This window comes from Hymenobacter glaciei (assembly GCF_039539585.1).
In the GTDB taxonomy this organism is placed as follows: Bacteria; Bacteroidota; Bacteroidia; order Cytophagales; family Hymenobacteraceae; genus Hymenobacter; species Hymenobacter glaciei.
In genome coordinates this window covers 190,769-202,349 of the sequence record NZ_BAABDK010000025.1, presented here as the reverse complement: position 1 = coordinate 202,349, position 11,581 = coordinate 190,769, and the positions used below count along the sequence as shown (strand labels likewise).

The 11,581-nt window shown below is 62.0% G+C and carries 10 protein-coding genes; 8 read left to right on the top strand and 2 right to left on the bottom strand.

Annotation, left to right across the window (positions count from 1 at the left end; genetic code table 11):
- Positions 1–21: 21 nt before the first annotated feature.
- Positions 22–543, top strand: coding sequence for a DinB family protein (locus tag ABD837_RS16195; protein WP_345056539.1), 522 nt, complete (start codon positions 22–24; stop codon positions 541–543).
- 86 nt (positions 544–629) lie between these two features.
- Here ABD837_RS16195 and ABD837_RS16190 read toward each other — a convergent pair whose 3' ends face one another.
- Positions 630–1,721, bottom strand: coding sequence for an NADH:flavin oxidoreductase/NADH oxidase (locus ABD837_RS16190; RefSeq protein ID WP_345056537.1), 1,092 nt, complete (start codon positions 1,719–1,721; stop codon positions 630–632).
- Between the two features lie 213 nt (positions 1,722–1,934).
- On the opposite strand from ABD837_RS16190, the gene ABD837_RS16185 reads away from it, so the two are divergent.
- The 7 genes from ABD837_RS16185 to ABD837_RS16155 all read left to right on the top strand — a co-directional run bounded on the left by ABD837_RS16185 (position 1,935) and on the right by ABD837_RS16155 (position 9,682).
- The gene (locus tag ABD837_RS16185; protein WP_345056535.1) at positions 1,935–2,711 is read left to right on the top strand and encodes a hypothetical protein; all 777 of its coding nucleotides are present in this window, start codon (positions 1,935–1,937) and stop codon (positions 2,709–2,711) included.
- A 102-nt stretch (positions 2,712–2,813) separates the two neighbouring features.
- Positions 2,814–3,863 carry a sensor histidine kinase gene (locus ABD837_RS16180; RefSeq protein ID WP_345056533.1) on the top strand — a complete coding sequence of 350 codons (1,050 nt, stop codon included), beginning with the start codon at positions 2,814–2,816 and terminating at the stop codon, positions 3,861–3,863.
- Complete coding sequence (locus ABD837_RS16175; protein WP_345056531.1) at positions 3,860–4,612, top strand: LytR/AlgR family response regulator transcription factor; 753 nt, start codon at positions 3,860–3,862, stop codon at positions 4,610–4,612. The genes ABD837_RS16180 and ABD837_RS16175 overlap by 4 nt, the downstream gene beginning before the upstream one ends.
- Positions 4,613–5,192: 580 nt before the next feature.
- Entirely contained in the window at positions 5,193–6,134 is a 942-nt protein-coding gene (locus ABD837_RS16170; protein WP_345056530.1) for a prephenate dehydratase, read from the top strand.
- A gap of 148 nt (positions 6,135–6,282) precedes the next feature.
- Positions 6,283–7,434 (top strand): pyridoxal phosphate-dependent aminotransferase, encoded by a 1,152-nt coding sequence (locus ABD837_RS16165; RefSeq protein WP_345056529.1) that lies wholly within the window; start codon positions 6,283–6,285, stop codon positions 7,432–7,434.
- 153 nt (positions 7,435–7,587) lie between these two features.
- Positions 7,588–8,433 carry a prephenate dehydrogenase gene (locus ABD837_RS16160; RefSeq protein ID WP_345056528.1) on the top strand — a complete coding sequence of 282 codons (846 nt, stop codon included), beginning with the start codon at positions 7,588–7,590 and terminating at the stop codon, positions 8,431–8,433.
- Positions 8,434–8,611: 178 nt separating this feature from the next.
- A complete protein-coding gene (locus tag ABD837_RS16155) occupies positions 8,612–9,682 on the top strand; it encodes a chorismate mutase (protein ID WP_345056526.1) in 1,071 nt (356 codons plus the stop codon).
- A 102-nt stretch (positions 9,683–9,784) separates the two neighbouring features.
- Here ABD837_RS16155 and ABD837_RS16150 read toward each other — a convergent pair whose 3' ends face one another.
- Positions 9,785–11,515, bottom strand: a complete 1,731-nt coding sequence (locus ABD837_RS16150) for a T9SS type A sorting domain-containing protein (RefSeq protein WP_345056524.1) — start codon at positions 11,513–11,515, stop codon at positions 9,785–9,787.
- Positions 11,516–11,581: the final 66 nt, after the last annotated feature.

Genomic DNA, 11,581 nt, shown 5'->3' with positions numbered 1-11,581 from the left:
CTCCGTATATTTCTATTTCACATGTCTCATTCTGCTTCCCTCGAATTCTGGCTGCGCGGTCCCGTACCGGGCGTGCCAGCCCTGCTGCAACCCGTGGCCCACGCCCTGCTGCAAGCCCGCGAAGAGCTCGCCACTGCGCTGGCCGACTTTCCGCCGGCCCTGCTCAACGAGCGGCCGGCCGGGCTGGCCTCGGTCGGTTTCCATCTGCAGCACTTGGCCGGCGTGCTCGACCGCACCTTTGCCTACGCCCGCGGCGAAGCGCTCACACCGGTGCAACAAGCGCAGCTAGCGGCCGAAACTGAGCCGCTACCACCTGATTTTGAGACACTGACGCAGCTTCAACAGCATTTCAATCAGCAGGTCGACCATGCCCTGGCCCAGCTATGTAGCACCGACTTTGCCGTTCTCACCGAGCTGCGTGGGGTCGGGCGGGCGCAGGTGCCGTCCACCGTTATCGGCTTGCTGGTGCACGCCGCCGAGCATACTACCCGCCACCTGGGCCAGCTGTTGGTAACGGCCAAATGGGTGCGTAGAGACGCATAATTGCGTCTCATCGTTGAACGACCGGCCCCAACAATTACAGGCGGCGCAGTCTCAGCCGTTCAACGACGAGACGCGATTATGCGTCTCTACCGCGAGCCGGCGCTGCTGGCTACCCGCGGTTTGGCGCGGTCGTACTGCGCCGGCCATTCGATTTCCACGCCCAAATCTTGCGCCGCGAACAGCGGGAAGTAGGGTTCGCGCAGAAACTCGCGGGCCAGCAGCACCAGGTCGGCCTGGCCGTTGGCCAGAATGGCTTCGGCCTCCGCCGGCGTGGTGATAAGGCCGACCGCGCCGGTCAGAATTTCGGCTTCCTGGCGGATGCGCTCGGCAAATTGCACCTGGTAGCCGGGGCCGACGGGAATAGGAGCTTTGGGCACGTTGCCGCCGGTTGAGCAGTCAATTAAGTCGACGCCGCGGGTTTTGAGCAATGCGGCCAGCTGCACCGACTCGTCGGCGTTCCAGCCGCCTTCGGTCCAGTCGGTGGCCGAGAGGCGCACGATGAGCGGCAACTCCTCGGGCCAGACCTCGCGGGTGGCCGCCACCACTTCGAGCAGCAGGCGCACGCGGTTTTCGAAGGAGCCGCCGTACGCGTCGCTCCGCTGGTTGCTGAGCGGCGACAGAAACTGGTGCAGCAAGTAGCCGTGGGCGGCGTGCAGCTCAATCACCTGAAAGCCGGCTGCCAGGGAGCGTTGGGCTGCCGTCCGGAAATCGGCAATGACCTGTTGTACCCCGGCTGCATCCAGCGCGGTGGGCTGCGGGTAGTCGCTGCTGAAAGCCTCGGCGCCGGGGCCTACTACCGGCCAGCCGCCTTCGCTTTCGGGCACGGCCCCGGCGCCCGACCACGGCCGGTAGGTGCTGGCTTTGCGGCCGGCGTGGGCCAGCTGCACGCCCGGTACCGAACCCTGGGCGATGATGAAGTCATTAATGCGCCGCAGCATGGGCACGTGCTCATCTTTCCAGATGCCCAGGTCTTCGGGGCTGATGCGGCCTTCGGGCGAAACAGCGGTGGCTTCCTGAATGATGAGGCCCGCGCCGCCCACGGCCCGGCTGCCGAGGTGCACGAGGTGCCAGTCGTTGGCAAAGCCATCCTCGGCGCTGTACTGGCACATGGGCGATACCACAATGCGGTTTTTGAGCGTGACGCCGCGCAGAGTGAGGGGTTCAAATAGCTTAACCATGGAATTGCTGAGGGAGAATGCGAAGCTGGGTAAACCAGCTACGGCGGGCGAAGGTTGCGGCCGGCAGCGCAGCATCCGGGCCTTGGCTGGCGTTCGCGGGCGGTTTTCCGCCGCTCGCACGATTTTTCCGGCATTGGCGCGAATTGCCGGGCAGCCGGGGCCGGCCGGCCGTTGTTTTGGGCATCTTCTCACTTCAACCCCCCGCATTTCGCCATGAATACCGACCAGCTTATCCGCGACGTGAAAATTCTCAAAGCCTACGCCGTGGGCCTTACCGTGCTGCCCGTACTGGGTGTGCTTTTTGCCTTTGGCAAACCCGATAAGCCGGTGCACTTCGGCGAAGTATCGGTGGAGCGCCTGAACCTGGTGGAGCGCGACGGCAGCGTGAAAATGGTGATGAGCAACAAAGACCGGTTTCCGCAGGGCGTGACTATCGACGGCAAGCACACCGACTACCCGCGCACCAACCCGGGCATGCTCTTCTACAACGACAAAGGGGAGGAGTGCGGCGGGCTCATCTTTGGCGGCCAGAAAGATAAAAACGGCCAGGTGTCGGCCGGCGGCCACTTTTCGCTCGACCGCTTCGGGCAGGACCAGGTAATTGCCCTCAACTACCAGGAGCACGGCGGCAACTACCGCGCCGGCCTCACCTTCAACGACGCCCCCGACGCCTCGATGACCGCCGTGGACGAGCAGTATAAAAATGCCACGCCCGATGAACGGCAGCAGGCCCGCCGCGCGGGCAAAATTGGCTTATTGCCGCGCATGTACCTGGGCACCACCCTGGGCCGGTCGTCGGCGATGATAATGGCCGACCAGCACGGCGAAAACCGCGTGATGCTGCTGGCCAATAATGAGCAGTCGACGCTTGATTTCAAGGACAGCCAAGGCCGTACCCGCCTCAGCCTCGGCGTCGACAAGAACAACCAGCCCGTGCTGCGCTTCCTGGATGAAGCGGGCAAGGAAGTGAAGACGGTGAGCGCGCAGTAGCCCGGTACTCAGCCACGTTACGTTGTCGGCGAGGGGCTCGGCAAAGAGCCTGCTCGTTCGGCCGCGTCTCGCAATCTTCCAGCCTCGTATTTTCGGCCCTCGATGCGTAAAAAGCCCTGGTTTTATTTGTTCGTGTTTGGGCTGTCGCTGCTGCTGGCACTATACACCCGCCTGACCATGGCCACCACGGCCGCTGAGTTTCATCTGTTTCCGGATGCTCCGGTCTGGACGTTTCTGGAGGCACTGCTGATTATTTACCTGCTCGACCGCCTGCATGCCCGGGCCGGGCGGCGGGGGCAAGCCAGCGGGCAGGCCGCCTACTTTTTCGGGTTGCTCTGGCGCGGAGCCCTGCTGTACTGGGGCCTTAAGCAGCTGCTGGTGCTCTTCCTCGAAGTCAGCTACCTGGGCCACGGAAACTATGCCAGCGGGTACGAGATGCTGCGCGGGTTCTCGTTCGATGTGTTTGTGTACCTGATGGTGGGCAGTATTTACCTGCCGTTTCTGTTTCAGCAGCACGCGGCGGCCGGGCAGCTGCAGGTAGAGCAGCTGGCCCGCGAGGCTACCCGCCACCGCTTGCTGGCGCTGCATCAGCACGTCGACCCGCACTTCCTGTTCAACAACCTCAACATTCTCAGCGCGCTCATCGAGCCCGGCAACACGGCCGCGCTGGCCTACGTTGAGCACCTGGCTCGCCTCTACCGCTACCTGGTGCGCACCCGCGAGCAGGAGTTGGTGCCCGTGGCCGAAGAGCTGGCCTTTGCCCGCGACTACCAGTTTCTGCTGCGCCAGCGCTTCGGGGCGGCCTACGAGTTTGCCGAGGAGCTGGCTGCCGAGCCTGCCAACCTGCACGACTGCCTGCTGCCCCCGGGTGTGCTGCAGGAGCTGCTAGCCAACGCCGTGAAGCACAACCTTGCCAGCCGCGCCCGGCCCCTGCGCGTGCACCTGCTGCTCACGTCCACGGCCCTCACGCTCAGCAACGCCCGCCAGCCCCGGCCGGCGCCGGCCGCTGGCGAGGGCAGCGGCCTGGCCAGCCTGCGCGCCCGCTTCGCCCTGCTCACCGACGAGCCCCTGCGCGTGACCGATACTGCCGAGACCTTTGCCGTTTCGCTGCCGCTTATCCACTTGCTGCCTTCGCCCGCTACTCGCCCATGACCGTTTTGCTTATTGAAGACGAGGAGCCGGCCCTCGCCCAGCTGCGCCGTTTTGTGCTGCAGTACAACCCCGCCGCGCAGGTGGTGGGCGAGTGCCAGCAGGTAAGCGAAGCGGTGGACTTTCTGCGTACCCACCCCGCGCCCGACCTCATCCTGTCCGACATTGAACTACTCGATGGCAATGTGTTCGGCCTGTTTGGCCAGGTGGCCGTGAGCAGCCCGGTGGTATTCATCACCGCCTACGACTCCTTCTTGGTGGAAGCTTTTGCCCAGAACGGCATTGGCTACGTGCTGAAGCCGGTGCAATACGCCGAGTTTGCGGCGGCGCTGCAAAAGTTCGAACGGCTGCGGCAGTCGTTTCAGGGGCCAGCGTTGGCCGCACTCACGGCTGCCTACGCCGCACCCGCGCCGCGCTACAAGCAGCGGCTGCTGAGCAAGGGGCGCACTGGTCTCTCCCTGCTCGACGTGGCCGACGTGGCGTACATTCAGTTGCGCAACGGCATCGCCCACGCCGTCGATGGCCAGGGCCGGGCCTTCCCGCTCAACGAAAGCCTGAGCCAACTCGAAGCCCAGCTCGACCCCGCGGCCTTCTTCCGCCTCAACCGCGCCGAGCTGGTGCGCCTGGGAGCAATCGAGCGCCTCGAACCTTATTTCAACGACACGCTGGTGGTGCACCTGCGTGGGCTGGCCGTTACCCTCACCAGCAGCACGCACCGCACGCCCGAGCTGCGCAAATGGGTCGCGGGCTAGTCGTGGAGACAACGAAGTAGGGTGCGCCCCGCACCCTGCTTCGCGATGAGTATATAAGCAGCCAGCCCCTGCCGGCCCGGCAAACGGCGAGGCAGCGAGAGCCCGGCAGCAAGGAATACGCCGGCACCGTTGGAGCACCGGGTTGAAAAACTTGGTTTTTTGAAATCCTCCCTTACCTTGCAGCCGCAAACACCAAGCACCATGTTCCAGACGCGCTACTTTTTTGGCTATTATACCTTCTACGCCACCGCGTAGAACGAGCCGCCGTTTGTAGCTAACCCGCAAACTTCTCCAGCGCCGCTCGTTCTTCGAGAGGCGCTTTTTTAATGCCCGTTTCATTTCAGATGCCCACGCTGCACCACGTCTTTTTTACCTATTGCTATTACTTCTTCTATCTGAAGAAGCCGGCCCTGTGTTGCCCGTGTTAACCACCACACGTTCCTCCACAACCCAGGGCCCCGCAACAACGGAGGCCCTTTTTTATTGCCTGTACCCTGGTTGTTAGTTGTCGGTTGCTGGTTGTTAGTAATTCGACAGCTGCCAACTAACAACTGACAACCAACAACTAACACCTAACATCATGCCCCAGCACGTTTCCATTCAGGGTTTCCAGGGAAGTTTCCACGAAGTAGCGGCCCGCCGCTTCTTTGGCGCGCAGCCAGCGCTGCTGCCCTGTGCCACCTTTAGTGCGGTGGTAGCGCACGTGGTGCAGGGCACCGCCGATGCCGGCCTGATGGCTATGGAAAACTCGTTGGCCGGCAGCATTCTGCCCAACTACCTGCTGCTGGAGCGCCACGCCGTGCGCGTAACCGGCGAGGTGTACCTGCCCATTCACCAGCACCTGCTGGCGCTGCCCGGTACCACGCTGGCCGAGGTGCAGGCCGTACACTCGCACCCCATGGCCCTGCGCCAGTGCGGCGAGTTCCTCGACCGCCACCCGCACTGGAAGCTGGTCGAAACCGACGATACCGGCCACAGCGCCCAGCTGCTGGCCGAGCAGCGCACCCCGGGCGTGGCGGTAGTAGCCGGTGCCCAAGCTGCCGAGCAGTTCGGCCTGCAAATCCTGGCCCCGGCCATTCACGACGACCCGCACAACTACACCCGTTTCCTGGTGCTGGAGCGCACTGCCGAGGCGCAGCCCGACCCGCTGGCCGACAAAGCCTCGCTCTATTTCTGTGCGCCGCACGCGCCCGGTAGCTTGGCCGCCGTACTCACCCGCGTAGCCGCTCATGGCCTGAACCTGAGCAAGCTGCAATCGTGCCCCCGGCCGGGCCAACCCTGGCACTACGGCTTTCACGCCGACGTAGAATTTGCAGCGTTGGAGCAGTTGGAAGCGCTGCTGGCCGATTTGGAGCCCGTAACGGAGGAGCTGCGAGTGCTGGGTGCCTACCGCCGCGGCAGCATGGCCGAGGCGATGGGAGAGGACTTGTCGTTGCAAGCCGAGCATTTCACGGCGTCTGTCATTGCGAGTGGAGCGCAGCGAAATGCGGCAAGCCTTCCTCTAAATGTGACCAACCTTTAAGAAGTGACACAGTCTTTTTGGTACGTCACGCTTTATCTAACCAATTGCTCGGCTCGACAAGAGAGCTTATCCCCATAGAAAATTAGTCGCATTTACAGGAAGGATTGCCGCGTTCCGCTGCGCTCCACTCGCAATGACAAATAGCCCCATGAACATCTCAATTGCCAGCCGCTTAGCCCACACCGGCGAATACTACTTCTCGCGCAAGCTGCGTGAACTGGCCGCCCTCAACGCAGCTGGGGCCAACATCATCAGCCTGGGCATTGGCAGCCCCGATTTGCCGCCGCACCCGAGCGTGACTGCGGCGCTGGCCCAGACGGCGGCGCAGCCCCATGCCCACGGCTACCAGAGCTACCAGGGCACGCCGGCGTTGCGCGGCGCCATGGCCGAGTTCTACCAGCGCCACTACGGCGTAGCGCTCGACCCGGCTACCGAAATCCTGCCGCTGCTGGGCTCGAAAGAAGGCCTGATGCACATTGGAATGACGTTTCTGGAGGCGGGCGACGCTGTGCTTATTCCCAACCCCGGCTACCCAACCTACCGGGCCGTGGCCGAAATCTGCGGCGCGGAGGTGCGGGAGTATGACCTGACCGAGGCCAACGGCTGGCTGCCCGACCTCAACGCGCTGGCCCACACCGACCTCTCGCGGGTGAAGCTGATGCTGGTGAACTACCCGCACATGCCCACCGGCACCGCCGCCGACCTACCCTTTCTCACGCGCCTCGTGGAGTTCGCCACGGCCCACAACATCCTGCTGGTGCACGACAATCCCTACGGCTTCATTTTAAACGAAACGCCCCCGGTAAGCCTGTTGGCCGTGCCCGGGGCCCGCGAAGTCGCCGTCGAGCTAAACTCCCTGAGCAAGTCGCACAACCTGGCGGGCTGGCGCGTGGGCCTACTAGCTGGCCGCGCCGACATCATCGCCAACGTCCTGCGCTTCAAGAGCAACATGGATTCGGGCATGTTCCTGCCGGTGCAACAGGCCGCTGCGGCGGCCCTGGCGCTGGGCGACGACTGGTTCCAGGAACTGAACGCTACTTACCGTGCCCGCCGCGAATTGGTCGTGGAGCTGCTGCGCGCCTTGGGCTGCGAGCCGGCGCCGGGTCAGGTTGGCCTGTTCATCTGGGCAGCAGTGCCTGCCCGCTTTGCCGATGGCTACGCGCTGAGCGATGCCGTGCTGGCCGAAGCGCGGGTGTTCCTCACCCCAGGCGGCATTTTCGGCAGCAATGGTAACGGCTACATCCGGGCCAGCCTGTGCCAGCCCGTGGCGCTGCTGCGAGAGGCATTGGTGCGGGTGTAGGATATGGCTGTCATCCTGAGCAGAGCGAAGGACCTTGTCACGTCCGCGCCTACTGAAGTATAAAGTACTGTCGGTCGTTCAAACCTGATAAGGTCCTTCGCTCTGCTCAGGATGACCAGTCAATTCACTAACTCACCAACTCAAACCTCCACCATGACCGTCACCATCATCGGCCTGGGACTTATCGGCGGCTCGCTGGCGCTCAGCTTGCGGCAGCACGGCTTGGCGCAGCACCTCATTGGCGTCGAAAACAGCACTGCCCACGCCCGCCGGGCGCTGGAGTTAGGGTTGGTCGATGAAATCGAAACCGACCTTGCGGCTGCGGTGCGCCGGGCCGACCTGGTGGTTGTGGCCGTGCCCGTAGATGCCATGGTTGCCGTGCTGCCGCCGGTGCTTGACCTCATCACCACAAAACAGGTAGTCATCGACGTGGGCTCGACCAAGCAGGCGCTGCTGGCCGCTGTGGCCGGGCACCCGTGCCGGGGCCGCTTCGTAGCGGTGCACCCCATGGCCGGCACCGAGCACTCCGGCCCGGAAGCAGCCGTTTCGGGCTTATTTGAGGGAAAAACGGTGGTGCTCTGCGATGTTGAGCACAGCGATGCCGACGCCGTGCAAACGGTAGAAAAGCTGTTCCAGGCGCTGCCCATGCGGCTGCTCTACCTCAACGGGGCCGAGCACGACGTGCACACGGCCTACGTGTCGCACATTTCGCACATCACCTCGTTTGCGCTGGCCCTCACGGTGCTCGAAAAGGAGAAGGAGGAGCAGCGCATTTTCGACCTGGCCAGCGGCGGCTTCGAGTCGACGGTGCGGCTGGCCAAGAGCGCACCGGCCACCTGGGTGCCCATTTTCCGCCAAAACCGGCTGAATGTGCTTGATGTGCTCGACGAACACCTCCATCAGCTGCAAGTGCTGCGCGAACTGCTGGCCAGTGAAGACTACGATGGGCTGACCGAGCAGATTCGGCAAGCCAACCACATTCGCAAAATTCTGCCCTGACAACACGCGCCAACTGTCATCGTGTGGTCATCTGTCATCCTGAGCTTGCGCAGGACCTTATCACCGAAGAACAGTTTGCAGTAATCCTGGTAATTGCGAACGTAACAAGGTCCTGCGTAAGCTCAGAATGACAGAAAAAATCAACAATCAAATCAACGAACAACTTTAACCAATACCCATGAAATCCGCCCTGTTTAACCGCCAGCCCGACGACAAGCCCTACCTCATTTCCGGCCCTTGCTCGGCCGAAACCGAAGAGCAGGTGCTCGAAACCTGCCAGCGCCTGGCCGCCACCGGCAAGGTGCAGGCCCTGCGCGCCGGCATCTGGAAACCCCGCACCAAGCCCGGTGGCTTCGAAGGCATCGGCACCAAGGGCCTGCCCTGGCTCAAGAAAGCCAGCGAGCTCACCGGCCTGCCCGTGGCCGTGGAAGTAGCCACCGCCAAGCACGTAGAGGACTGCCTGGCCTTCGGCGTAGACATTCTGTGGGTGGGCGCGCGCACCACCGGCAACCCGTTCTCGGTGCAGGAAATTGCCAATGTGCTGCGTGGCGTGGACGTGCCAGTGCTGGTGAAAAACCCCATTCACCCCGAGCTGGAGCTGTGGGTAGGCGCCGTGGAGCGCCTGCAAAAGGCTGGCCTGAAGCAAGTGGGCCTTATCCATCGGGGCTTTTCGAGCTACGGCAACACCGATTTCCGCAACGCGCCGATGTGGCACCTGCCCATCGAGATGAAGCGCCGGATGCCCGAGCTGCCGCTGCTCTGCGACCCCAGCCACATCTGCGGGCGACGCGATACGCTGGCGGCCGTGGCCCAGCAGGCCCTCAACCTGGGCTTCGAAGGCAACATGATTGAAAGCCACATCGACCCCGACAACGCTTGGAGCGACGCCAAGCAGCAAATCACGCCCGAAGTGTTGCGCGACCTCATCGAGAACCTGGTGTGGCGCCACGAAACCACCAACGCGCAGGAGTTCCTCTCGGCCTTGACCGGCCTGCGCGAGCAAATCAACCAACTCGATGCCGAGGTGATGCAGCTGCTGGGCCGCCGCATGGCCGTGGCCGAGAAAATCGGCCAGTACAAGCGCGAAAACGACATCACCATCCTGCAAACCAACCGCTGGAACGAGGTGCTGGAGCGGGCCCAGCGCCAGGGCTCATCCGTCGGCCTCACGCAGGAATTTGTGGAGCAGTACCTGGCGGCGGTACATTTGGAATCCATCAACCGCCAGAACAAGGTGATGGAGGGGTAGGCTAGACTCACGCAAATAGCTTTTGTGCGGGTTTTGTACTTGTGGTATATAAAAAATGCCCACTGCGTTAAGCCGTGGGCATTTTTTATGCTACGGCCGTGGCTATTCCACTACTAGGCGGCGGGCAGCTGTGGCCGCGCCGGCTTGCACCTTTATGACGTAAAGGCTGGGGGCAAGGCCCGTCAAACTCAATTCGTGGCGCAGGCCGGCGGGCGGCAGAGCCACGGTGGCGGAGCGCACGGCCCGGCCTAGGACATCGAGCACCGTGAGAGTGACTGTGGTTGCGCTGGGCAGTGCCGGTAGTTGCACGGTGGTACTGGTGCGGGCCGGGTTGGGAGAGAGGGTGAAAGCCGCGCCGCTCAGGGCCGGAGTGGTGGACGTAAGGGTGGCATCGGTGAGGGAGGCCAGGAAACCAGTTCGGGTACCAGGCTGGCCGGCAACTGCAAAATTGCCAAAACTGGCCGGAGGGGTGAGGCCGCCGGCTATATAAATGGTATTCCGGTCCAGAACCACCGTTGCGGCGGCATCAATGCCAGTGCCCCCGGCGCGTTGAGCCCACGTAAAGCTGCCAGTACTGCCCGCATCAATGATTTTGGCGGCGAATACGTCAAAATCTCCCGCCGCGGTAAGGGTGGTGTTGCCAAAGTCGGCCGTGCCCTTGAAAGCCCCGCCCACGCACAAACTTGTGCCATTAACAACCAAAGCCGGCGCATAATCATTATCAAGACCGCCAGCGCGTTGAACCCATATAAAGCTTCCTGAGCTACCGGCATCGGTGAGTTTGGCCACAAACAAATCGTAAAGCCCCACACTGTTCAGTGTGAGGTTGCCAAAGGTAGCAGTTCCCAAAAAATTGCCGCTCACGTAAAGTGCGTTGCTGCGTACGGCTAAACCTTGTACGTTATCAGTATCGACACCGCCCATGCGATGCGCCCACACAAAGTCGGCAGTGCTGCCCACATCGGTAAGCTTGGCTACAAATCCATCGAAGTTGCTGCTGCTGTTGGAAATGGTGACCGTGCCCAGCGTGGCCGTAGCTCCCAAAAATGACCCTGCCGCATAGATTGATGTTCCGCTAACAGCTAAGGCATTAACGTTAATACTGTTGTCTGTACTACGGGCCTGCTTCACCCAGCTAAATACGCTGGTTGTGCCCGTATCCAATAGCTTGGCCACAAATAACTCGGAGCCTCTGCTGCTCGTGAGGGTTATACTGCCAAAGGTGGCCGTGCCTTCAAAGGACCCGCCAATGTATACGGCGTTGCCCGCGGCAACAATAGTATAGGCTCGGTCGGCTCCTGTACCCCCTGCTTTGGCAGCCCACGCAAAACTGCCTGCACCGCCCGCATCGGTGAGCTTGGCCACAAACACGTCGTAATCGGCACCAGTATTATTGGGGGCATTATTAGACAGTGTAGTGCTGCCAAAGCTGGCCGTTGCACTAGTGAAATAACCGGTTAGATATAAATTGTTGCCGTTGATTGTCAGTGCTGTAGCTCGTTCGTCGCTCGTGCCACCACCGCGCTGCGCCCAAATGAAGCTACTCGTTGCTGGATGCCATTTAGCAACGAACACATCGGAACCACCAGCACTGATTAGGGTCGTATTGCCGAAGCTGATGGTGCCAACGAAAAACCCCGTTAAATAAACGCTGCCATTCGCATCGGTAGCCGTACCGGTTACTTGTGAAGTACTGCCTACTGGCTGAGTAAATGCAAAGGCGCTTTGCCAAGCCGGTGCCTGTGCCCGCGCCACCGGCCCCAGCGCTAGCAGCATAAAAGCCAACAGCCCGGCCAGTAGCCCGCCGCGCATTCCTGAGAAAAAGTGCTTCATAATAAGCAGGAAAAAGCCCACCATTAGTAGAAGGACCGGGCGAAGATAACCGCCAAAAAAGCCCCA

Bases quoted from the DNA above. Each gene is read 5' to 3' on its own strand.
- ABD837_RS16195 (WP_345056539.1), top strand. From the start codon at position 22: ATGTCTCATTCTGCTTCCCTCGAATTCTGGCTGCGCGGTCCCGTACCG.
- ABD837_RS16190 (WP_345056537.1), bottom strand. From the start codon at position 1,721: ATGGTTAAGCTATTTGAACCCCTCACTCTGCGCGGCGTCACGCTCAAA.
- ABD837_RS16185 (WP_345056535.1), top strand. From the start codon at position 1,935: ATGAATACCGACCAGCTTATCCGCGACGTGAAAATTCTCAAAGCCTAC.
- ABD837_RS16180 (WP_345056533.1), top strand. From the start codon at position 2,814: ATGCGTAAAAAGCCCTGGTTTTATTTGTTCGTGTTTGGGCTGTCGCTG.
- ABD837_RS16175 (WP_345056531.1), top strand. From the start codon at position 3,860: ATGACCGTTTTGCTTATTGAAGACGAGGAGCCGGCCCTCGCCCAGCTG.
- ABD837_RS16170 (WP_345056530.1), top strand. From the start codon at position 5,193: ATGCCCCAGCACGTTTCCATTCAGGGTTTCCAGGGAAGTTTCCACGAA.
- ABD837_RS16165 (WP_345056529.1), top strand. From the start codon at position 6,283: ATGAACATCTCAATTGCCAGCCGCTTAGCCCACACCGGCGAATACTAC.
- ABD837_RS16160 (WP_345056528.1), top strand. From the start codon at position 7,588: ATGACCGTCACCATCATCGGCCTGGGACTTATCGGCGGCTCGCTGGCG.
- ABD837_RS16155 (WP_345056526.1), top strand. From the start codon at position 8,612: ATGAAATCCGCCCTGTTTAACCGCCAGCCCGACGACAAGCCCTACCTC.
- ABD837_RS16150 (WP_345056524.1), bottom strand. From the start codon at position 11,515: ATGAAGCACTTTTTCTCAGGAATGCGCGGCGGGCTACTGGCCGGGCTG.